Source organism: Streptomyces sp. NPDC002324 (assembly GCF_053593335.1).
In genome coordinates, this window is sequence record NZ_JBSFCF010000002.1 from 625021 (window position 1) to 646573 (window position 21553).

19 protein-coding genes are annotated in these 21553 nt (G+C 73.1%); 7 read left to right on the forward strand and 12 right to left on the reverse strand.

Features of this window, described 5'->3' with window-relative positions; all coding sequences use genetic code 11:
* Positions 1 to 89 precede the first annotated feature (89 nt).
* Entirely contained in the window at positions 90 to 545 is a 456-nt protein-coding gene (locus tag ACWCRJ_RS05825; RefSeq protein ID WP_450938092.1) for a hypothetical protein, read from the forward strand.
* A gap of 229 nt (positions 546 to 774) precedes the next feature.
* Positions 775 to 2019, forward strand: a complete 1245-nt coding sequence (locus ACWCRJ_RS05830; protein WP_046917941.1) for an ROK family protein — start codon at positions 775 to 777, stop codon at positions 2017 to 2019.
* Positions 2020 to 2027: 8 nt separating this feature from the next.
* Here ACWCRJ_RS05830 and ACWCRJ_RS05835 read toward each other — a convergent pair whose 3' ends face one another.
* The 4 genes from ACWCRJ_RS05835 to ACWCRJ_RS05850 form a co-directional block, all read right to left on the reverse strand.
* On the reverse strand, positions 2028 to 2417 hold the full coding sequence (locus ACWCRJ_RS05835; RefSeq protein WP_450938167.1) for a GtrA family protein: 390 nt from the start codon (positions 2415 to 2417) through the stop codon (positions 2028 to 2030).
* 325 nt (positions 2418 to 2742) lie between these two features.
* The gene (locus ACWCRJ_RS05840) at positions 2743 to 2928 is read right to left on the reverse strand and encodes a DUF1272 domain-containing protein (RefSeq protein WP_450938093.1); all 186 of its coding nucleotides are present in this window, start codon (positions 2926 to 2928) and stop codon (positions 2743 to 2745) included.
* Between the two features lie 340 nt (positions 2929 to 3268).
* Positions 3269 to 3820, reverse strand: a complete 552-nt coding sequence (locus tag ACWCRJ_RS05845) for an ATP-binding protein (RefSeq protein WP_450938094.1) — start codon at positions 3818 to 3820, stop codon at positions 3269 to 3271.
* A gap of 377 nt (positions 3821 to 4197) precedes the next feature.
* Positions 4198 to 4518: a hypothetical protein gene (locus ACWCRJ_RS05850; RefSeq protein WP_005474746.1), complete on the reverse strand. Its 321-nt coding sequence runs from the start codon at positions 4516 to 4518 to the stop codon at positions 4198 to 4200.
* A gap of 359 nt (positions 4519 to 4877) precedes the next feature.
* On the opposite strand from ACWCRJ_RS05850, the gene ACWCRJ_RS05855 reads away from it, so the two are divergent.
* Positions 4878 to 6008 (forward strand): PLP-dependent cysteine synthase family protein, encoded by a 1131-nt coding sequence (locus ACWCRJ_RS05855; protein ID WP_450938095.1) that lies wholly within the window; start codon positions 4878 to 4880, stop codon positions 6006 to 6008.
* 138 nt (positions 6009 to 6146) lie between these two features.
* On the opposite strand, the gene ACWCRJ_RS05860 is transcribed toward ACWCRJ_RS05855, so the two are convergent.
* A complete protein-coding gene (locus tag ACWCRJ_RS05860) occupies positions 6147 to 6980 on the reverse strand; it encodes a DeoR/GlpR family DNA-binding transcription regulator (protein WP_005474744.1) in 834 nt (277 codons plus the stop codon).
* A gap of 290 nt (positions 6981 to 7270) precedes the next feature.
* Here ACWCRJ_RS05860 and ACWCRJ_RS05865 point away from each other — a divergent pair, with 290 nt between their 5' ends.
* Positions 7271 to 9706: a hypothetical protein gene (locus tag ACWCRJ_RS05865; protein WP_450938096.1), complete on the forward strand. Its 2436-nt coding sequence runs from the start codon at positions 7271 to 7273 to the stop codon at positions 9704 to 9706.
* 104 nt (positions 9707 to 9810) lie between these two features.
* Here the strand turns inward: ACWCRJ_RS05865 and ACWCRJ_RS05870 are convergent, their stop codons facing one another.
* The 5 genes from ACWCRJ_RS05870 to ACWCRJ_RS05890 form a co-directional block, all read right to left on the reverse strand.
* On the reverse strand, positions 9811 to 11319 hold the full coding sequence (locus tag ACWCRJ_RS05870) for an alpha/beta hydrolase (protein ID WP_450938097.1): 1509 nt from the start codon (positions 11317 to 11319) through the stop codon (positions 9811 to 9813).
* Between the two features lie 97 nt (positions 11320 to 11416).
* A complete protein-coding gene (locus ACWCRJ_RS05875; protein ID WP_450938098.1) occupies positions 11417 to 13858 on the reverse strand; it encodes a right-handed parallel beta-helix repeat-containing protein in 2442 nt (813 codons plus the stop codon).
* Between the two features lie 115 nt (positions 13859 to 13973).
* Entirely contained in the window at positions 13974 to 14597 is a 624-nt protein-coding gene (locus tag ACWCRJ_RS05880; RefSeq protein ID WP_450938099.1) for an Rv1733c family protein, read from the reverse strand.
* A 253-nt stretch (positions 14598 to 14850) separates the two neighbouring features.
* On the reverse strand, positions 14851 to 15678 hold the full coding sequence (locus tag ACWCRJ_RS05885; RefSeq protein ID WP_450938100.1) for an MOSC domain-containing protein: 828 nt from the start codon (positions 15676 to 15678) through the stop codon (positions 14851 to 14853).
* Positions 15679 to 15732: 54 nt separating this feature from the next.
* Entirely contained in the window at positions 15733 to 16170 is a 438-nt protein-coding gene (locus ACWCRJ_RS05890) for a DUF6643 family protein (RefSeq protein WP_005474730.1), read from the reverse strand.
* Positions 16171 to 16487: 317 nt separating this feature from the next.
* On the opposite strand from ACWCRJ_RS05890, the gene ACWCRJ_RS05895 reads away from it, so the two are divergent.
* Complete coding sequence (locus ACWCRJ_RS05895) at positions 16488 to 17777, forward strand: TerD family protein (protein WP_450938101.1); 1290 nt, start codon at positions 16488 to 16490, stop codon at positions 17775 to 17777.
* A gap of 45 nt (positions 17778 to 17822) precedes the next feature.
* On the opposite strand, the gene ACWCRJ_RS05900 is transcribed toward ACWCRJ_RS05895, so the two are convergent.
* Complete coding sequence (locus ACWCRJ_RS05900; protein ID WP_450938102.1) at positions 17823 to 18998, reverse strand: glycosyltransferase; 1176 nt, start codon at positions 18996 to 18998, stop codon at positions 17823 to 17825.
* 57 nt (positions 18999 to 19055) lie between these two features.
* Here ACWCRJ_RS05900 and ACWCRJ_RS05905 point away from each other — a divergent pair, with 57 nt between their 5' ends.
* The gene (locus ACWCRJ_RS05905; protein ID WP_450938103.1) at positions 19056 to 19862 is read left to right on the forward strand and encodes a glutamate racemase; all 807 of its coding nucleotides are present in this window, start codon (positions 19056 to 19058) and stop codon (positions 19860 to 19862) included.
* Positions 19863 to 19912: 50 nt separating this feature from the next.
* Complete coding sequence (locus ACWCRJ_RS05910; RefSeq protein ID WP_450938104.1) at positions 19913 to 20470, forward strand: hypothetical protein; 558 nt, start codon at positions 19913 to 19915, stop codon at positions 20468 to 20470.
* 26 nt (positions 20471 to 20496) lie between these two features.
* On the opposite strand, the gene ACWCRJ_RS05915 is transcribed toward ACWCRJ_RS05910, so the two are convergent.
* Positions 20497 to 21486 (reverse strand): O-antigen ligase family protein, encoded by a 990-nt coding sequence (locus ACWCRJ_RS05915; protein WP_450938168.1) that lies wholly within the window; start codon positions 21484 to 21486, stop codon positions 20497 to 20499.
* Positions 21487 to 21553: the final 67 nt, after the last annotated feature.

A 21553-nucleotide genomic window follows, 5' to 3' on the forward strand; every position in this document is an offset into this window, starting at 1 on the left:
CGTCGTGCGGCGCCTCGCAGCAGCATCTGAGTTCAGGCGTTGCCGAGATCGCCGGTGGGGCTTCCGTGCGGCCCGCTATGGTCATGCGCATGCAGCCTCAGCAGCCCACTCGACCGCCGGCCTCGCCGCCCTCGCCCGCGCCGCCGACCGCCCCGCCGGTCGGCGGCAGAGGGCCGCTGGTGGCCGTACTGCTGATCGGTCTGCTGCTGGGGGGCGGCGGTGTCGGCACGGCCTGGGCGCTGACCGGCTCTGACGAGACGGGCCCCAGCTCGGGTCCGGCGGCCGACGCACAGGGCGCGTGCGCCGCCCTCGCCGGCTTCGACGCCTCCAAGTACACGGCCAAGGGTGACGAGGGCAAGGTGGCGCTCTACCGGTGGAACGGGGCCGTGGTGCTGTCCGAGGCGGCAGCCGCGGCCGACCGGGTGTACCAGCCCCTTGCGGACGCGCTCCGCCGCGCTTCCCGCCGTCAGCAAGTGGTCTTCGAGTTCGACGCCCAGGTCAAGAAGGACATCGCACAGTCGCGGAAGATCTGCGCGGACCTCTGAGCCTGCCGGCTCCTGCGCGGGAGCATCTGCGGAGATGTGACCGCAGAACCGGCCCTCCTGGTCCGGCCGGCCGGCTGAGCGTCACCCTGCGGGTCGGCGGCTTCGGTGAGGCCCGAGGCCCGAGGCCCGAGGCCCGAGGCCCGAGGCCCGAGGCCCGAGGCCCGAGGCGCGCCGGGCGGCAGGCCACGCGGGGGGCCGATGCCGAGCGGATCATGGGAGACTCCCCCTCATGGACGGGAAGGCGGCCCCCAAGGCGGCGGGCGAAGGGACACCGACGACACGCACTCGGCTGGACCGGGGGAGGGGCGCGCTCGGTCCGGCGCTGGAGCTGGTGCACACGGGGCGGGCGCCGACCCGGGCCGTGCTCACCGCCGAACTGGGTGTCACCCGGGCCACCGCGGGCGCCGTCGCCGCCGAACTGGAGGCGCTCGGCCTGATCCGCGTCGACGCGCACCCGGGCGCCGCCGCCGGTTCGCAGGGCCGTCCCTCGCACCGTCTGGAGGTCGCCGAGGAGGGGCCCGTCGCGCTCGCCGCCCAGATCCATGCCGACGGCTGGCGCGCCGCGCTGGTCGGTCTCGGCGGCCGGATCGTCACCACCGCGCCCGCCTGCGAGATCGTCGACGCCGATCCGGCGAAGGTGCTCGGCTCGGTCGTCGACGCGGGCGCCGCCCTGCTGCGCGAGACCGGCCGGCGGTGTGTGGGGGCGGGCCTCGCCGTGCCGTCCGCGGTCGCCGAACCGGCGGGGCTGGCGCTGAACCCGCTGCACCTGGCCTGGCCGGCCGGGGCGCCCGTCCGGGAGATCTTCGCCGAGCGGGTCCGTGCGGCCGGTATCGAGGGGCCCGCGTTCGCGGCCAACGACGTCAACCTCGCCGCCCTCGCCGAACACCGGCACGGCGCCGGGCGGGGCTCCCGCGAACTGCTGTGTGTGGCGACCGGGCACCGGGGCGTCGGCGGTGCGCTGGTCCTCGACGGCCGTCTGCACACGGGCAGTTCGGGCCTGGCCCTCGAAGTCGGTCACCTCACCGTCAATCCCGAGGGTCGCCCCTGCCACTGCGGCAGCCGCGGCTGCCTCGACGTCGAGGCCGACCCGCGGGCCTTCCTCAGCGCCGTCGGCCGCGACCCCGGACCCGAGGGCTCCCTGCTTCAGCAGGCCAACGAACTCATCCGCACGCAGTACGCCGACCCGGGCGTCCGCACGGCCGCCGAGGCCCTCATCGACCGCCTCGGCCTCGGGCTCGCGGGCCTGGTCAACATCCTCAACCCCGACCGCATCATCCTCGGCGGCATGCACCGCTCCCTCCTCGATGCCGACCCCGACCGGCTGCGCGCGGTCGTCGCCGACCGCAGCCTGTGGGGGCGGCAGAGCGGGGTCCCTCCGATCCTCGCCTGCACCCTGGACCACAACAGCCTGGTCGGCGCGGCCGAGTTGGCGTGGCAGCCGGTGCTGGACGATCCGCTGGGCGCGCTGGTCTGACGCCTCTCTCAGCCGCTGCCCGTGCCCCGCAGCATGATCGATCGGGAGACCACGAACGTCACCGGGATCGCCGCCCCCGACGCGAGCAGGGGAGCGAACCGGTGGCCCGCGTGCAGGACGTCCACGATCACATAGACACCCGCCGTCGTGAGCAGGAAGTTGGTGGCGTTGGTCAGCGGGAACAGCAGGAACTTACGCCAGGTCGGACGGGTGCGATAGGTGAATCTCGCGTTCAGGAAGAATGAGCCCGTCATACTCAGGGCGAAAGCGAGAACATGCGCGGCCAGATAAGGAAGCCGCTGGAGGAACAGCAGATAAAGGCCGTAGTAGACCGCGGTGTTGACCACTCCGACCAGGGCGAAAGCGATGATCTGGCCCGATACTCGGCGCTTCGGCAAGGGGTGGGACTCGGGGAGCGTCTCCGTCCGCGTCGCCGTTCGCGTCAGCGTATGAGGTCCTTCGTCGTGCCGCACGCCGCGTGCCCCTCCGTCTGCTCCACATCGGTCGCCTTCACCAGGAAGTGCGGGCGCCCCTGCACCCCCGATCACCCCAAGGATGGTGACACAGCCCGGCGTCTCCTCGGCGTCGACGGGTGCGGCGCACGCCGGCAGACCGAGGTCGAGGCGGAGGGCGGCACGCAGCGGCCGGTTGCCGAAGGAGAGCGGCCTCGTCGCGCTGGGCCGCGGCACGGGTGTGGTGCCCCGCGACACCCCACGTCCCCGCCTACGCGTCCGTAAGGCGGCGAGGTCTGGCCACCAGTTCCCCGCCACAGTTGGGGCAGATCTCGCCCATCACCTCGCCGCAGGGCACGCAGAACGTGCACTCGTAGGAGCAGATGCGGGCCGGGGCGTCGGTGGGCAGGGCCGTTGTTTCGCAGCGCTCGCAGCGGTCGCGCATCTCCAGTGCCATGGGTGGGGCCTTTTCTCGGATCGGGGTGCCGGGACCTGTCGGTTCCCATTCTGGCCAATCCCCGCGTGGCCGAAAGTCGTCGGCGGGTCAGACAGCGACACGATCGGGCCAGGAACGTCACCACTGTCTGCTCCGTGGCGGCCGGTCGCGTGCGGGAGTGCTCAGGTGCGGCGATCGCCAAGGTCACCGCGTCGCGAACACGGCCGACCCACCGCACGGTGCCCGGCGCCCTCCTCGCAAGCGCGAGGAGTGCGCCGGGTGCGGGATCAGCCCACGCTCGAACCCTGGTCGTCGGCGTTCGAGCGCCTCGTAGACGTACGGCGGAATGGTCACCGCCCGGTCAGCCTGCGACGGCCGACCGGGCGGGAGCGTGTTCGGACCTGCGCCCGCGTGCGGCGGGCCTGCGTCCGGTGTCGTACGGCTGCCCGGTGTCGCAGGGCTGGGCGGCCTCCACCGTCAGCCCGGCGTCGTACGGCGAGATCTTCGGCACCGCCGCCGAGGACGCGGGCAGCGTGAACCACACGACCTTCCCCGACTCGCCGTGCGGCCGCACACCCCAGCTCTCGCTCACCGCGGCGACCATCGCGAGACCGCGGCCGCAGGTGGCGAAGGGTTCCGCGTCCTGGACGACCGGGAGGCGGGGGTCGTTGTCATGCACCGAGACCGTGAGCCGGCCGAGGAGCAACTCCATCTCCACGGTGCACATCTTGTCCGGCTCCGCGTGCCGGTGGACGTTGGACAGCAGCTCGGTCACCCCGAGCGCGGCCCGCTCTATCAACGGATCCAGATGCCAGTAGCGCAATTGCGCAGATACGATTCTGCGGACCTGTCCGATCCGCGACGGCAGGGCTTGGAGCTCCACCGTGCAGTGCCTGCTTTGCTGGCTGATCACGGCTGCGACTCCCCGAAGTTGAGTCCGGAAGAAGATCGGAGTACGGATCCAGCGAGGTGGCTGGGCGAAAAACGCCGCCTGCTGTGGTGCGGCCGCCTGAGACTGCCGCCTGGTGACGGTAGCCGGGGCTGCCGCCTGCTCGTGGGGTGGCTGCGCACGGCCGCCGCCCGCTGACGTGGCCGGCGGGCTGGTTCGCAGCGTGATCGCCGGTAAACCCAGAGTGACGTGAGACCAGAGTGGCCCAGGGGACCCGGTCCCGCAACTCGCGATTCGCCGACCGGCTGCGAAGGCCCGCTGCGTAGGACCATGTCCACAGCGCGCCGCGCAGGACCGCCGCGTAGGACCGCCGCGCAGGGTCGCCGCGCAGGACCGTTGCGTCAGCCCCGCCCCGCGGCCCTGCGTACCGCCTCTATGAACCGGCGCGCCGAGGGTGGACCTGGCTTCCCCGGAGCCGGGTCGTGCTCGTTCAGTGTGAGCGTGTAACGGGTGCCGTTGACGTCGGCCAACGCCCGGTCCTCGTTGGCGAACCAAGGCTTCGAGGCGCGCACCGCCTGCACCGGGGCGCTGTCGATCTCGCTGCCGTAGCTGGTCAGCAACTGCAGCCGGCCGTCCTCGATCCGGACCTGCCCCGCCCGGGTGAGCTGCCGCAGCCTCTTCCCGATCCGGACGCCCGTGGCCCTGAACTCCGGCTCGGCCATGTATCCCGCCCCCTAGTGCGCGTCGGCTGTCCTGTGTCGTCGTGTGATCCGTCGCGGACCGTGATCCAGTGTGCCCGAGGTCGCCTTCCCCTGAACGGCCCCGGTCGCGTCGGCTCGGTCCGTGCGGTGAAGTCTGCCCGTCCTGCGGGTCGAGCACCAGTGCGCACGGTGGACCGGGGGCGGGGTTCCGGCGCATGCGCGGCATGCGCCCCCCATGCGCCCCGCGCATCCCTGCCACAGGAGTGCCTTTGAGGTGCCCAAAGGGATGTTTATGCAGGTGAGGGGCGTGCGGAAGATGTCTATCATCGGGGTGTCCGACGCCGCGATCCGCCGTCGGCGCAATGCGTGAGGAGCACGCCGTGAGCACCCCCCACCCCACCCGTCCGGGCGCCACCCTCGACGTCGATCACAGCGACGACGGGTACCGCGGCTGGCTCAAAGAGGCCGTGCGCAAGGTTCAGGCCGACGCCAACCGCTCCGCCGACACCCATCTGCTGCGCTTCCCGCTGCCCGAGACCTGGGGCATCGACCTGTACCTCAAGGACGAGTCGACCCACCCCACCGGCAGCCTCAAGCACCGCCTCGCCCGTTCCCTGTTCCTCTACGGACTGTGCAACGGCTGGGTCCGGCCGGGCCGCCCCGTCATCGAGGCGTCCAGCGGCTCCACCGCCGTCTCCGAGGCGTACTTCGCCAAACTGATCGGCGTCCCCTTCATCGCCGTCATGCCCCGCACGACCAGCGCGGAGAAGATCCGCCTCATCGAATTCCACGGCGGTCGCTGCCACTTCGTGGACGACTCACGGAAGATGTACGAGGAGTCGGCCCGCCTCGCGGGGGAGACCGGGGGCCACTACATGGACCAGTTCACCTACGCCGAGCGGGCCACGGACTGGCGCGGCAACAACAACATCGCCGAATCCGTCTTCCGCCAGCTCCAGTTGGAGCGTTTTCCCGAGCCCGCCTGGATCGTCGCCACCGCCGGCACCGGAGGCACCTCCGCGACCATCGCCCGGTACGTCCACTACATGCAGTACGACACCCGGATCTGTGTCGCCGACCCCGAGAACTCCTGCTTCTTCGAGGGCTGGACGACCGGCGACCCCGACGTCACCTGCGACTGCGGCTCCCGCATCGAGGGCATCGGCCGCCCCCGGATGGAGCCCAGCTTCGTCCCCGGCGCCGTCGACCGCATGATGAAGGTCCCCGACGCCGCCAGCGTCGCCGCCGTGCGCGCCCTGGAGCAGGCCATCGGCCGCAAGGCCGGCGGCTCCACGGGGACGGGCCTGTGGAGCGCCCTCAAGATCATCGCCGAGATGGTGGCGGAGGGCCGCCAGGGCAGTGTGGTGACCCTGCTCTGCGACCCGGGCGACCGCTACCTCGACAAGTACTACTCGGACGGTTGGCTGCGGGAGCAGGGCCTGGACATCGCGCCCTACACGGCGGCCATCGAGTCACTCCTGCGCACCGGGGTGTGGTCGGCTCCCCGCTAGATTCCTCCGGGCAGGAGCCCGGACTCGTCCCTGCGGGAGCCGGACCCTTCCGGGCGGGAGCCGTGTCGATCTACGGCCCCCCGCGCGACCGCGACCGGCCGACAGCCCGCAGCGCGCCCCTACCCGCTGAAACGGCGCTCAGATGTCCACGCCGTCGTCGGAGTCCTCCCCGGCCACCACCAGCCGTCGCAGATGCTCCGCGATCTCGGCCCGCGCCTGCGCGGCCAGCCCCGCGTCGGTCACCAGCGTGTCGACCTGCTCCAGCGCCGCGAACGAACTCAGGCCCACCGTCCCCCACTTGGTGTGGTCGGCCACCACGACGACCCGCCGCGCCGACTGCACCAGCCGCCGGTTGGTCTCGGCCTCCGCCAGATTCGGCGTGGACAGACCCGCCTCGACCGATATCCCGTGCACCCCGAGGAACAGCACATCGAAGTGGAGCGCCGCGATCGCCTGATCCGCCACCGGCCCCACCAGGGAGTCGGACGGCGTCCGCACCCCGCCCGTCAGCACCACGGTCGCCGCTCCCTGCCGGGGGCCCGTCGTGCGCTGCGCGGCGTGGAAGACGTCCGCGACCCGCACCGAATTGGTGACCACGGTCAGATCCGGCACGTCCACGAGCCGGTGGGCCAGCGCGTACGTCGTCGTACCACCCGACAGGGCGATCGCCGACCCCGGAGCGACCAGCTCCGCGGCGGACCGCGCGATATCCTCCTTGGCGTTCAGCTCCAGCCCGGACTTCGCCTCGAAACCGGGCTCGTGCGTGCTCGCCTCGGCCACCGGCACCGCGCCGCCGTGCACCTTCTCCACCGCGCCCTGGCGGGCGAGTGCGTCCAGATCGCGGCGCACCGTCATGTCCGACACACCGAGTCTGCGGGTCAGCTCGTTGACCCGGACCCCGCCCCGCCGTCGTACCTCGTCGAGGATCAGGGCTCGGCGCTGCTCCGCGAGGAGGTTCTGGTTCTCACTCACGCCCGCTCCGGTCCTCTCGCCCCATCACTCCCGACACGCCTTCCTTACCCCCTCCGACGAGGACATTCCCCCGTCCCCGGTCCCGAGGACGTCCCATATTCGCACGCCCCACCACGGGCGACGCCACTACCTGCACAGTCACGTGCACGTCACGCACCGTTTCTCGCGCCCGTCACTATCACACGGATCGAGGAGATTCGGTGACCACAGGTGTACGAGGCCCCCTCAGCGGCGATCATCAGTGCCTGCACATCACCTGCCTTGCGGCGCGTCACGGGGGAAGCGGAACAGTGGATCGTGCGAGGGAACATACGGCACATACGGAACCCAGGGAACATCCGGATCCCGCCGAGGCGGAGCAGCGCCCCGACCCGGGCCGGTCGACGCCGGACGGTCCCGCTCTCGAACTCCTCGTCCACGGCGTCGGGGGAACCAGCCCCGACCGCATGCTCGACGACCCGCGCACGGTCCGGATCACCGGCGACGACACGGCCGCCGTCTTCCGGCGCATCGACGACGCCGACGCGGAGGAACGGCCCGCCGACCGCAGGGGCGAGCCCGTCCCCGAGGCCTACGTCTGGTGCAACCTCACCTCCGGCGACGGCTCCCGCGCGCTGTGGCTGTTACTGCTGCCGTTCATGGTCGTCAACCTCGCCCACTGGATGCGGCCCGGCGCCCGCGACCGCCGCCGGACCGTCCGCCTCTACGGCCTCCTGGTCCGGCTGACCGGCCTGACGCTGACCGTCCTGCTCGTCGCGGCCGCCTGCGAGGTCGCGCTCGACCTGACCGCCTGGCAGTGCGCGGGCGCACGCGGCTGTGCGCGGGCGCACACCTGGCTCGGTTTTCTCTCCCCGGCCGTCTCCGACGACGGCTGGTGGAGCCTGCCCGGCCGCCGGCTCGCCCTGGCGGCCCTGGTCCCCACCGCCCTGACCGGCCTGCTGTGGTACCTCTCCCACCGCACCTGGAGCGAGTACGAGTCCCAGCGCCCCATGGAGCACGGGGAGGCCCGCCCGCAGGACGAGAAGGCGCCGCGCACCGCGTCCGAGGCCGAGGAGACGGCACGCGTCGCCCTGGGCCGGCCCGGCTTCTGGTACGGACGCCGTCTCGTGGCCAGGCTGCGCGCCGCCCATGGGGCGGCCGGCTTCCTGACCGTGGCGGCGGCCGTGGGCACGTCCGCCGCCCGCCAGGACCGCCGGGCGGGCGGCCCCGCCGTCCTGGAACTGCTCGGCTGGCTGCTGTACGCGGCGCTCGTCGTGCTCGCCGTCGTCGTGGTGTGGGTGGTGTGCCGCCGGGGCCGCAGCGAGCGGCGCCTCGACAAGCGCCTGGACGAGCGGCTGGTACGCGGTCTGCCGGGCTGCTCGATCGCCGTGCTCGTCCTCGCCCTGGTGTACGCCGGGTGGTCACGCCCCGGCTGGCGGTCGGCGGGGCGGCTGCCGGGTGACATGACCTTCGGCGGTATCACCCTGGTGCAGGGTCTGCTGGTCTCCGCACTCGGCGTCGTCGCGCACCTCCTGTACCGCTCCCGTCCCGACTCGCGCACCGCCCTGTACGGTCTGGCCGGCCCCGCCGTCGCGATGCTCGCCTGCGCGCTCGGCGGTGTGATGTCCGCCGGGGTCGCCCAGCGTGTCGCCGACTGGCTGGGCGGCACCGACGACGCCCTGCCCGGGCCGCCCGTCCTTCTCACCTGGCAGGCCTCCGTCATCCCGCCCTTCCTCCTGGTCGTCCTCGGCCTCCTCGGCTGGCTGGCCCACCGCACCCGGGTCCTGCGGAGGACGGAGACGGCGGCGGTGGAGCGGGAGTACGACCTGACGCGGGAGCGGCCGCACGAGGAGCGGCCCGGCGAGGAGCACGAGTCCCGGGACGCGGGACGCACCCGCCGTATCGCCCGCACCCGGGCCATGGCCGCGCTCACCGACCGGGCGCCCCGCCTCGTCGGCATCACCTCCACCGTGACCCTGCTGCTCGGCGCGGGCGCCCTGACCGGTGCCCTGGCGACGGGCGAGACACCGGCCCGGGCGGCGCTCGGGTCCTCCGACTTCGTCGCGGGCGCCGCCCAGGCCGCCCAGGCGCTGGGGTCGTGGCTGATCGGTGTGGGCTTCCTGCTGTTCGTCACCTGGGGGCGGCGGGCCTACAAGGACGCCTCCGCGCGCCGCACGATCGGCATCCTCTGGGACGTCGGCACGTTCTGGCCGCGCGCCGCGCACCCGTTCGCGCCACCCTGCTACGCCGAGCGGGCCGTACCCGACCTGACCTGGCGCATGGCCACCTGGACCCGCGCCACAGGCGGCCGGCTCGTCATCTCCGGCCACTCCCAGGGCAGCGTCCTCGCGGCGGCCGCGGCCTGGCAGCTGACCCCGTCGGTGCGCGGACGGGTCGCGCTCCTCACCTACGGCTCCCCGCTGGAGCGCCTTTACGGACGCTGGTTCCCCGCCCACTTCGGCCCCGAGCCGCTGGCCTCCCTGCACCGCGAGATCGACTGCTGGCGCAACCTGTACCGCCTCACCGACCCCATCGGCGGCCCCGTACGCCTGACGAGCCGGAACGGACCGCAGGTCGACGCCGAACCCCTCACCGACCCGCTCGCCTACGGCCGCACCGGCGTCCACCCCCTGCCCGCCCCGATCCTCGGCCACTCCGACTACCAGGCGGACCCGGCCTTCGCCCACGAGCGCCAGGAACTGCTCGCGCGCATCGGCCCGGAGCTGCCGGGGCCCCGGCATTCGTGACCCACGGCCCACGGCCCACGGCCCACGGCCCACGGCCCACGGCCCACGGCCCACGGCCCACGGCCCACGGCCCACGGCCCACGGCCCACGGGGCCGGGCCCGGCTCAGTCGTCCGGGCAGGAGACGTCCCGCTCCGGCCGCTGTCCCGTGCGGAGGAAAGCCGTCACCGCACGGTCGCCGCACGCGTTGCCCGTTCCCAGATACGAGCCGTGCCCGCCGCTCTCCACCGTGACGAGCCGGGCCCGCTCGCCCAGCGCGGCCCGCAGCTTCAGGGCGCCGGAGTAGGGGGTGGCCGGGTCCCGCCGGTTCTGGACCATGAGGATGTTGGACGGTCCTCGGTCGGTGATCCGGGTCGGCCGCTCCGCCGGGCGGTCCTTCCAGAAGGAACACGGCGTGATGTTCACCGGCATCCCGGCCGTGAGCGGATACCGCGTCCGGCTGTCGGCCACCGCCCGCGCGTGTCCGCCCACCGAGGTCGGCCAGCGGACGTCGTTGCAGACCACCGCCATGATCACCGCCGCTTCCTCGTCGCTCAGCGGTCCGGCCACGTCGGGCGGCAGGACCGGCGTCGCCTTCGGGTCCCGCACCTGCTGGAGGAGCCGGGCCAGGTCGTCGAACGAGTCGTCGGAGTACAGGGCGTTCTGCATCACCTGCCGCAGCCGGTTGCCGGTCAGGGGGACGCCCTCGGTGGTCGTCTCCCTGGGCGCACGGTCCAGGCCGGCCGCCAGGGACAGGAACAACGGCCGTACATCCTCCGGGCGTTCGGCGAGCCGCAGGCCCGTCGGCTCCTGGGCGGGGTCGGAGGCGAAGGCCGCGAAGTCCGGGAACCGGTCCTCCGCGCCCCGCGCCATGTTCGCCAGCCACCCCCGCGCCACCCGCCGGGGATCGGGGTCGTCATTGCTGTCCAGCACCAGGCGGTCGGTCCGCTCCGGGTACTTCTGCGCGTAGACGGCACCCACATAGGTGCCGTACGACACCCCGTACGCCGACAGCCGCTCCTCGCCCAGGGCCTGCCGGAGGCGCTCGATGTCCCGTACCTCGTTGGCGGTGCTGAGGCTGCGCAGCACCGCGCCGCCGTTCGTCGCGCAGGCCTCGGCGATACGCCGGGAGCGCGCCACGTTCTCGGCGATGCCGCCGTCGGCCGCCGGCCAGGACCGCAGGGTCACCAGGTGCCGGTCGTCGGCCGAGAGCCCACAGCTCGCCCGCGTGCTGCCGCCCGTGCCGCGCGGGTCCAGGCCGACGATGTCGTAGGTGTCGCCGAGCTCCCGCCGCAGCGCCTCTCCCCTCTGTGTGAGTCGCCTGACACCCGAGCCGCCCGGCCCGCCCGGGATCACCAGCAGGGTGCCCCGCCGCGCCTCGGGGTTCTCGGCCCGTAACCGGGAGACGGCGAGGGTGAGGTGCGGGCCGTCCGGGTCTCGGTAGTCGATCGGGACGGGCATGTGCGCGCACTCCTGGCCGGTGGGGCCGTCGGGCCGTTCGCAGGGGCGCCAGGTGAGGGTGGGGGAGGAGGGGGCCGTGGTGGCGGACGCCGGGGCGGTGACGCCGGTCAGCGCGGTCGCGGTCGCCGCGACGGAGAGGGTCAGGACCAGGGTTCGTCGGGTGCGTGTTCTCATGGGGATCATGCTGTCCGGCGGATCACTCCGGTTCCATCCGGCGGACAGCATCCCCGTGGTGGGGTTCTCCCCCGGGGGCATGCCCCCACGACTCCCGCTACGGCAGCTCCGGCAGATCCTCCGCGTAGAGCAACGTCAGGTCGTCCTTGTCCGGTTCGTCGACCTGGGCCACCCGGCTCGCGTGCCGCTCGACCATCGCCTCGAAGGTCTGCCGGGCGGTACGGCCGTTGCCGAAGGCCGCGCCCTTGGGGATCGCGGTGAAGTAGTCGAGCAGGGCCTCGCCCGTGCCCGGCGCCAGCCGGTACTCGTGCTCCTCGGCCTGCTGCTCCACGATGCGCAGCAGCTCGTCGGGGACGTAGTCGTCGAAGGTGATGGTGCGGGAGAAGCGGGACGCCACACCGGGGTTGACGGTGAGGAAGCGCTCCATCTCGGCCGTGTAGCCCGCGACGATCACGACCACCGAGTCCCGGTGGTCCTCCATCAGCTTCACCAGCGTGTCGATGGCCTCCTTGCCGAAGTCCCTCCCCGAGTCCTCCGGCGACAGCGCGTACGCCTCGTCGATGAACAGCACACCGCCATGCGCCCGTTGGAAGGCCTCCTGGGTGCGGATCGCGGTGGAGCCGATGTGCTCGCCGACCAGGTCGACACGGGACACCTCGACCAGATGCCCCTTCTCCAGGACACCGAGCGAGGCCAGGATCTCGCCGTAGAGACGGGCGACCGTGGTCTTGCCGGTGCCGGGGGAGCCCGTGAACACCAGGTGCCGTTTGACGGAGGCCGCCTTGAGACCGGCCTGCTGACGGCGGCGGCCCACCTCGATCATGTCGGTGAGGGCGCGGACCTCGCGCTTGACGCTGTCCAGGCCGACCAGCGCGTCCAGCTCACCGAGCACGGCCTTGGAGGCCCGTACCGGGGTCTCGGGCTCCATGACGGGAGGGGCGACGGCCGGCGGCTGCTCGGAGGTGCGCTGACCGGGGATCGAGCCCAGCAGGCCGGCCGACGGGGCCGTGGTCTGCGTGGCGGTCTCCTGCGCGGCCGGGGGACGGACCCCCGCGCTCTCGTCGCTGGTGCAGTCCTCGACCACCGGACCGCCGCCCGCGGTTGCGGGACCGCCCTCCGCGAACTCGTAGCCGCCGCGCGCGCAGCGCTCCGTGCGGCACTTGCGCAGCGTGGCCCGGCAGCCGTCGATGATGTGGAAGCCGTAGCCGCCGCTGCCGGTCACCCGGCAGTTGAGGAAGCTGCCGCGGCCCCCTGCCGAGACGTAGAAGCCGGCCTCGGCGGGTGAGGTGACGGTGCAGCGTTCGATGGTCGGGTCGGCGCCCTTGGTGACGATCACGCCGGTCTGGGTACCGTCGACCGTGCAGCCGTTGAGGGTGCCGCCGCTGCCGTGGTCGCGGAACCAGGCGCCCGTGGCGGCGTCCCTGATCCGGCAGTCGTCGAGCTGCGCGGTCGCCCCGTCGCTCACCGACACCGCCGTGTTCCGCACCTGCGACAGATCGCTGTCGACGACGTCCGCGCGCGAGCCCCGGTCCAGTACGAACAGCGCGTCCGGCACGTCGTGCACGCGGCAGGACTCCAGTACCGCCGTCGCGCCGTCGCTGACCCAGACGGCCGGGTAGTCACCGGTGCTGTCGAAGATCTCGCACTGGTTGGCGTCCACGCGGGTGCCCGGGTCCCACACCGACAGTCCGTTGCGCCCGAACTGCCGCACCGACGTGCGCGTCAGGGTGAGGACGGAGCGCGAGCGGAGGTCCACCGCGTTCTCCGGGATGTCGTGGATCCGGCAGTCCGCGAGGGTGACCACGGCGTCCGTGTCGAGGGTGATCCCGTCGGCCGTCGTCCGGTGCACATCGCAGTCGGTGAGGTGGGCCGTGGCCCGGCCGGTGATCTGCACGCCGCTGCCGCGGACCTCGTAGACCTCGCAACCGACGGCCTCCAGCGCGGAGTTCTCCCCGGTCGCCGTCAGACCCGAGCCCGAGGTGTGGTGCACCCGGCAGCGCTCCAGACGCGGGTGGCCGCCACCGCGCACCGCGACACCGGCCTGGCCGGCCGCGACGACCTCGCACTCCTCGAACACGCCACCGCCGCCGTCGACCACGGCGATACCGATACCGGCCGGGTTGTCGACCGTGCAGCGCCGGACCGTGGGGCGGGCGCCGCCGCGCACCTCGATGCCGGCCGCGGAGCGGGTGACGATCCGCAGGTCCAGAAGCTCGGGTGTGCCGTCCTCGACGAGCAGCGCGGGCGCCGCCGCGTCCTGGCCCTCCACATGCAGGTCCTGTACGACGGCCGAGGCGGACACGGTCAGCGGCACCCCGTCCACGGGCGCGATGCGGACCGAGCCGGGCGAACCCTCCGGGCCGCGCAGCGTGACCCCGCGCCGCACGACGAGGTTCTCCCGGTACGTGCCGGGAGCGACGACGAGCACGTCGCCGTCGCTCGCGGCCTCCAGGGCTGCGGCGAGCGATGCGTACTCACCCGTGCGGCGCCGCCACCGCGATGTACCGGTGTGCGTCACCTGGACCGTGCCCTGTGCCATGGCGTTGCTGTGCCCCCACCTCGTGGAACGCGGGTCGATGCCGAACAGTTCGGCTGCTTGGTCGGTCCACCGTAGCGTGCGCGGGCAGGGGCAGTTGACCGGAGTGGGAACGCCGTCAGTTGCCCGTGCCCGTCCTGCCCCAGTCCGGCCCCGCCTTGTCCCATGCCTGGTCCCAGCGGGCGTAGCGGCGGCGGACCATGCGCCAGACGATCAGGCGTCTGGCGCCCTCGAAGAGCCCCGCGGCGAGCACGGTGGCGCCGAAGCCGGCCAGCACCGCGTGGGTCGTCGCGGTGGCCGTGTCCAGGGGACGGCCGACGATGCGGCCCCGGCCGTCCGTCCACAGCGTGAAGTGGTCGCCGGGCCGGGGGGTCCTGAGACTGGCCATGACCGTGCCGTGCCGGTCGGTGCCGTCCGGGCCGGTCCAGTCGGCGACCACGCGGCTCTGCCGGTCGCGGGTCGTGGAGGTCTCCGGATCGGGGTCCAGCGGAGAGCCGTCGACCTTCTTGACGACGGTGGCCGTCACCCGGTGCCGGCTCTGCTGCTGGTCGCGCACGGACTGCTGCAGCGCCCCCTGGGCGGTGGTCCCGGCGGCGGCGCCGATGAGGGGCGCGGCGACGACGATCAGCAGAAGGGCCGCGAACGCCAGCCACGCCTCGACCAGATCGGTCGCCCGCCGCAGCGGATTGTGCCGCCAGCGCCACAGCCCGACGAACGCCCGTAGTCCACCGATTGCCCGCACCGCGCCACACCCCCTTCCGCGTCCGTGATAACCCGGGGCGGAGCCGTCCACGCGCGGTCCCGGTCGAGAGAGAGCGACATCACCCTCCCACCGGGCCTTCTCATGAACTTCTCACAAACACCCAACGGACGGACCCGGGGCGTGTGTTCCCTACACGTGAACCGAATCGTAGGAGATTGAATTTTCAAGAGGAGAAGGGGGGTTGGCCGCCGCCGGAGTTCGACAAGGCCCGTTCCGCAAGAGAGGGAACTGCCTATTCGAGTACCCGTACCGGATCGCCGATCCGTACCGTGCCGCCGGATTCCGGAACGAGGTTCTGCCCGAAGACCAGTTTGTCGCCGAACCGGCGGTGACGGGCGAGAGTGCGCAAGGGTTCGCGTCCGCGCTCGCCGGTGTCCTGGTCGGTGGTGGTCACCACGCACCGCCCGCACATCTTGGCGACCCGGAAGGTCACCTCGCCGATCGCGACGCGCCGCCAGTCGTCCTCGGCCCAGGCGTCCGAGCCGTCGACGACCACGTTCGGCCGGAAGCGGCTCATGGGCAGCGGGCCCTCGTCGGGGTGGTCGCCCCGTGCGACCAGCACGTTGAGCGCGTCCAGCGAGGCGAGGGTGGTGAGCAGCAGCGGGTAGCCGTCGGCGAAGCTGACGGTCTCGCCGGGGCGGGCGTACTCGGGGTCGAGCGGGCGGCGGGTCGCCGGGTCGTCGAGGTGCACGAGCCGTACGGGCACGCCCAGGTGGTCGCTGAACCAGGCGTGCGCCGCCGCGTCGGCGGGCACCGCCTCCACCTTGTCCCGCCAGATCTCCACGGTCACCGTGCCGCCGGTGGGCTCGGGCACGGGGACGGTGAGCGGCGCGCGGCCGGACGCGGACAGCACGAGACCGCCGCCGGGCAGCAGCCCGGCGGCGGCCAACGTCATACGCGGATGCGGACGTTGAGTGATGACCTTGCCCGAGCCGTCGACCAGCACCCAGCGACGGTCGCCCGCCAGCCCCCAGGGCTCCACGACGGCCTCGTCGGGGGCGAAGCCCCGGGCCGCCTTCAGCGGGTGGACGTGGATCGAGTGCAGCGACGGATTCCCCATGGGGCCATCCTGCCAGCAGATCGTGACAACCCCACGCGAAATGTTCCGAGTGCCTCAGTACCCCCGGTACTGCTGGCCGTTGTAGGGATCCTGCTGGTACGGGGCCGACGGGGCCGGGCGCGGAGCCGCCGGGCGCATGGCCTCGTATCCGGCCATGGGCCGTTGTTGCTGCTGCTGCGGCTGGGCGCCCGGATAGCCACGCGGACCCGCGACCTGCTGCGGGATGTACGCGTTGGGTGCCTGCTGCAGCGGCGAGGGCTGCTGGGCCTGCGGATAGCCGTAGGCGGACTGGGAGGGACCGGCCGGGAGCGCGGGCAGCGCCGACGGCAGTGCGGGCAGGTTGCTGCCCGGGGTGTCGTACTGCGCGGGTACCCGGATCGGGGCGATCTGAGGAGTTCCCCGCTCGGCGACGAGAGAGTCGTAGATCGGGGTGTCCGCGAAGGACGAGGCGGAGTAGTAACCGCCGCCGTAGGTGGAGCGGGGGGAGGTCATGGCACATAAGTTAAGCCCACGATGTGCTGGTTGGGGAGACCGATAAGAGGGTTGTTTTCCGTGTCGGCAGTGACGCCGGACCCCCAATGCGAGCGAACTCGGCGAAAAAGGGCAGCAAAGCGCGTACTGATCGTGTAAAGGGCGAGTTCCTCGCGGGTTACCGGCGGTTGGCCACCGGTCTTTCGGTACGGGTTCTGGGGGTTGCGGGCCCCGGGGGAATAGGTTTGGCCCCCACAACGGATCCGGCCGGATCCGACGGTCCGCGTGTGACGCGGTCTGGTGACGACCTTCTGGATGACCTTCTGATGGGGGCGGACATGTCAATGCCGAAAGGATCGAACACCGCGGTGCCGACGACCGCGCTGCGCGTGGAACTTGGCCGGCACTCCGGACCGGGTGTACCCGACACGGACGCCTCGGCGCTGTTGCTCGTCGGTGGAAAGGTGCGCTCGGACGCCGACTTCGTCTTCTACAACCAGCCCGCGCACTCCTCCGGCGCGGTCCGGCACGAGGGCAAGCGGGACGCCGGCGGCCAGGTGACCGAGTCGCTCGTCGTCGACCTGGCGCGCGTGGAGCCCGCCGTCGAGACCGTGGTGGTGGCCGCCTCCGCGGACGGTGGCACCTTCGGGCAGGTGCCCGGGCTCCACATCCGGGTGCTCGACGAGCGGGCGGGCACCGAGATCGCGCGCTACGACAGCGCGGACGCCGGCGCCGAAACCGCTTTCGTGCTCGGGGAGTTCTACCGCAGACAGGGCGCCTGGAAGTTCCGCGCCGTCGGCCAGGGCTACAGCAGCGGACTGGAGGGGCTCGCCACCGACTTCGGCATCAGCGTGGACGAACCGCAGCAGGCGGCGGCCCCCGCTCCCGTGGCCGCGCCCAGGCCCGTCGCTCCTGCCGTCACCGTGCCGCCGCCGGTGACGACCGCCCCGCCCCCGCCGCCCGCCCCTCCCACCGTGCCCCCCGCCCCGGTCCGCCTCACCAAGGTGACGCTCACCAAGGAGGCCCCGGCGGTCTCCCTGGCCAAGCAGGGCGGCACATCCGGCGCCATGCGCGTGAACCTCAACTGGGAGGTGCGCAAGCAGTTCAAGGGGTGGGGCAGCAAACTGGGCCGGGCCGTCGCCATGCACGCGGACCTCGATCTCGACCTGTGCGCCCTGTTCGAACTGTCCGACGGCAGCAAGGGCGTCGTCCAGGCGCTCGGCAACGCCTTCGGGTCGCTGCATCAGCCGCCCTTCATCCACCTGGACGGCGACGACCGCACCGGCGCCGTCAGCAGCGGCGAGAACCTCACCGTCAACCTCGACCACAAGCAGTACTTCCGGCGCATCCTCATCTTCGTCACCATCTACGAGGGCGCCCGCTCCTTCGCCGACCTGCACGCGACGGTCACCCTCCAGCCGCAGCACGGCGCACCCATCGACTTCTCCCTCGACGAGTGCACGGTCCCCTCCACCGTCTGCGCGCTCGCCCTCATCACCAACCAGGGCGGCGACCTCATCGTCCAGCGCGAGGCCCGCTACCTCGTCCCCGAACGCGGCGTGAGCCCGCAGCGTACGGTCGACTACGCCTATGGGTGGGGAATGAACTGGACCCCGGGCAGGAAATAGCCCCCATCGCGCCCCTCTCATCGGAGGAGGGGCGCGGACCGGGGGCTAGCCCTCGTCCGGGACCGCGTCCGGGCGTGCGTAGGTGCGGCCCTTCCAGGCCGCGCCGCGCCCCTGGTAGTGCCGCACCGCGGAGTCCACCGTCATCAGCAGATACAGCGAGGCGGTGAACGGCAGCAGCGGAGCGAGCCGCAGGGGCTGACCGTAATAACGGAGCATCGGCAGGTACGTCGCCGTCATCAGCAGCCAGGCGAGCCCGCCGAGGAGCGCCGCGGCCGGGTCCCGGGCGAGCAGCCCTGTCAGGAGCGCGACGGGCGGCACCAGGTAGACCAGGGTGAGGCCGAGGACCGTGCCGGCCAGCAGCAGCGGGTTGTGCAGGAGCTGGGCGTAGGCGCTGCGCGCGATCATGTGCCACAGGTCGCGCAGCCGGGGGTAGGGCCGCACGCTGTCGACCCGCTCCGCCAGCCCCAGCCAGATGCGGCCGCCGCTCCTCTTGACCGCCCTGGCCAGGGCCACGTCGTCGATGACCGCCTGCCGGATCGCGTCCGGGATCCGCGCCCGCTCGGCGGCCTCGGCGCTCAGCAGCACACAGCCACCCGCCGCCGCCGCCGTGCGCGAACCCCGTACGCCGATCCGCCGGAACGGGTACAGCTGGGCGAAGAAGTAGACGAAGGCCGGCACGACGAGCCGTTCCCACGGGCTCTCGGCGCGCAGCCGGGCCATCTGGGAGACGAGGTCGAAGCCGCCGGTGCGCGCGGCCGCCACCAGTGCGCGCAGGCTGTCCGGCCGATGCGCGATGTCCGCGTCCGTCAGCAGCAGGAACTCCGGTCCCCGCGCGCGTGCCAGCTCGATCCCGTGCCGCACGGCCCAGAGCTTGCCCGTCCAGCCGGGGGGCGGCTCGCCGGGCGAGGACACCGTCAGGGCCGGTCCGCCGTGCCGTCGGGCCAGGTCGCGGGCCAGGTCACCGGTGCCGTCCGAACTGCCGTCGTCCACCAGGAAGATCTCCGCCCGGCCGGGGTAGTCCTGGGCCAGCAGCGACGGCAGGCTCTCGGGCAGCACGGCAGCCTCGTCGCGGGCGGGGACGACGACGCAGACGTACGGCCAGTCGTCGGGATCCCGGCGGGGTGGCAGACGCACGTCCGTGCGCCAGAAGAAGCCCTGGCCGAGCAGCAGCCACAACCAGGCGGCGAGTGATCCGGCGGCGGTCCACGCGATGGCGCTCACGTCCGCAGTCTGCCCCACGGCGGCGGCCGTACCGAGGCCATCGTCTATCGTGGCCGGGTGAAGATCGCGCTCATGGACTCCGGTATCGGTCTGCTCCCCGCCGCCGCCGCGGTACGGCGGCTGCGGCCCGACGCGGACCTCGTGATCTCCTCCGACCCCGACGGCATGCCCTGGGGCCCGCGCACTCCGCAGGACCTCACCGAACGTGCCCTCGCCGTCGCGGCGGCCGCCGCCGCCCACGGGCCCGACGCCCTGATCGTCGGCTGCAACACCGCGTCCGTGCACGCCCTGCCCGCCCTGCGCGCTCTCCTCGAACCCGGCCTGCCGGTCATCGGCACCGTCCCGGCGATCAAGCCCGCCGCGTCCGGCGGCGGCCCCTTCACCATCTGGGCCACGCCCGCCACCACCGGCAGCCCCTACCAGCGCGGCCTCATCGAGGAGTTCGCCGACGGGGTGGCGGTGACCGAAGTGCCCTGCTGGGGCCTGGCCGAAGCAGTGGAGCACGCGGACGACGCGGCGATCGACGCCGCGATCGCCGCGGCCGCCGCCCTCACGCCCGAGGACGTGACGACCGTCGTCCTGGGCTGCACCCATTACGAGCTGGTCGCCGAACGCATTCGCGCGGCCGTCCAGCAGCCCGGCCGGCCGCCGCTGGTCCTGCACGGTTCCGCCGGCGCCGTGGCCGCGCAGGCGCTGCGCCGCATCGGCGAGCTGCCGAAGCCCGAGGCCGACTGGACCGGGTCGACGCTGACCGTCATCCTCAGCGGCCGTGAGGGCTCGCTGCCCGCCCCCGCGCTGGCCTACGCGGAGGGCAGTCTGCTCCGCACGACCGCTCCCGTGCCGGCCGTCCACCCGGAGCAGTGACGCTCCGCGACCAGGTGCCCGCGCTGCGGAATCTGAGTAGTCTCAAAGTCATGAGGGACCACCCCCACGGCGAGACGGGTACCCCCGCGGACCCGCACCCCGAGGTATGGACCGGCCGCGCGACCAACCGCGGCCAATGGCTGCTGGCACTCGGCGGCGCCGCCTGCATGGCACTGGGCATCGAACTCGCCGTCGACTCGGCGTGGACGTCCGGTACCGCCCCGCTCGTCATGGCGGTCGTCGGCTGCATCGCGGCCGGACTGCTCGTCCTTTTCGGCACGCTCGCCTTCGTGCACGTCTCCGTGAAGGTCGACGACGAGTGCCTGGAGGTCCGCTGCGGTCACATCGGCGTGCCCCGTCGCCGCATCCCCCTGTCCCAGGTCGCCGACGCCGACTTCGCCGCCTGTGTCACCCCCCACCAGTGGGGCGGCTGGGGCTACCGCTGGCGGCCCGAGAAGGGCACCGCCGTCGTCGTGCGACGGGGGGAGGCGGTGGTGCTGCGCCTCTGGGACGGCCACACCTTCACGATCACCGTGGACAACGCCGAGACGGCCGTGCGTGTCATTCGCGCCCGGCTGAGCCCGAAGGCGTCCGGCGCCGCGCGCTGACGACCTTCGTCCCGGCCGCCGCTGCGCTAGCGGTCGTCGGAGCCGGACGGGCCGGTGCCGTCGTCCTCGTCGGTCAGGGGCCGGGCCGTCGCCATGCCCGCCAGCAGGCCCGCGCCCGCCGTCACCGTCGTGAAACTCAGCGCGTTGCCGAGCGAGGAGATCGCGGCCAGCGCGGTCAGGGCCGCCCCGGCGGTGAGGACGACCGGGGTGGAGCGCGGGGCCCGCCACAGTACGTACAGGATCCAGCCGAACACCGCGGCGAGCAGCGCGACCCCGACGAGCCCCTGCTCGGCCGCCAGCTGCAACGGCGCCGAATGGGGTTTGTCGTCGGACGGCAGCGACAGGGCGACCGTCGGGCTCAGTTCCCCGAAGCGGCCCGGCCCCGTGCCCAGCAGCGGTTCGTCGTGGGCCAGGCCGAGCGCGTCGTGCCACAGCAGGATTCGGTGCCCGGTGAGCTGCCCCTCCAGCGAGTCGGTCAGTCCGGCCGGCAGCGCGTTCTCGGCGGTCGCCCAGACCGTCGCCGTCACCAGGGCCGTGGCGAGCGCGAGCCCCGCGAGTCCGAGGCCCCGGTGTCGCATCCGGGCCGCCGCGAGCGAGCACAGCAGCACCCCGACGCACGCGGCGAAGCCGGTGGTCGAGCCCAGCACGGCCGCCGTCACCGCCATGCCGCAGGCCAGCAGCCGCAGGGCCAGCCGCCGCCTGGGGGAGCGGGCCGCCCAGGCGGCACAGCAGGCGGCGCCCGCGGACAGGGCCAGCAGCGCGGCTGTCGCCCCGGTGTGCCCGAGCGGCGAGATCAGCGGCGAGGCCGCCCCGGTGTGCGGGGCGGTGACCGCCAGACCGAAACCGGCCAGCGCGCCGACGGACGGTGCCAGCACCGGCAGCAGCGCCCCGCAGATCCGGCCCGCCGCGTAGCCGGCCGCCACGGCGAGCACCGCCAGCAGCACGCCCTCCGGACGGCCGCCCCGCGCCGCCGCCGTGGTCAGCGACCAGGCGGCGCACGCCCCGAGCAGGAGCACACCCGTGACATCGGAGACGTTCCGTCTCTCGTGCGCGGCCGCCGCTCCGGCAGCGGACCGCGTCCTC

Coding starts and splice junctions, on each gene's coding strand:
- ACWCRJ_RS05825 (WP_450938092.1), top strand. CDS start 90: ATGCAGCCTCAGCAGCCCACTCGACCGCCGGCCTCGCCGCCCTCGCCC.
- ACWCRJ_RS05830 (WP_046917941.1), top strand. CDS start 775: ATGGACGGGAAGGCGGCCCCCAAGGCGGCGGGCGAAGGGACACCGACG.
- ACWCRJ_RS05840 (WP_450938093.1), bottom strand. CDS start 2,928: ATGGCACTGGAGATGCGCGACCGCTGCGAGCGCTGCGAAACAACGGCC.
- ACWCRJ_RS05850 (WP_005474746.1), bottom strand. CDS start 4,518: ATGGCCGAGCCGGAGTTCAGGGCCACGGGCGTCCGGATCGGGAAGAGG.
- ACWCRJ_RS05870 (WP_450938097.1), bottom strand. CDS start 11,319: ATGAGAACACGCACCCGACGAACCCTGGTCCTGACCCTCTCCGTCGCG.
- ACWCRJ_RS05875 (WP_450938098.1), bottom strand. CDS start 13,858: ATGGCACAGGGCACGGTCCAGGTGACGCACACCGGTACATCGCGGTGG.
- ACWCRJ_RS05885 (WP_450938100.1), bottom strand. CDS start 15,678: ATGGGGAATCCGTCGCTGCACTCGATCCACGTCCACCCGCTGAAGGCG.
- ACWCRJ_RS05890 (WP_005474730.1), bottom strand. CDS start 16,170: ATGACCTCCCCCCGCTCCACCTACGGCGGCGGTTACTACTCCGCCTCG.
- ACWCRJ_RS05895 (WP_450938101.1), top strand. CDS start 16,488: ATGTCAATGCCGAAAGGATCGAACACCGCGGTGCCGACGACCGCGCTG.
- ACWCRJ_RS05910 (WP_450938104.1), top strand. CDS start 19,913: ATGAGGGACCACCCCCACGGCGAGACGGGTACCCCCGCGGACCCGCAC.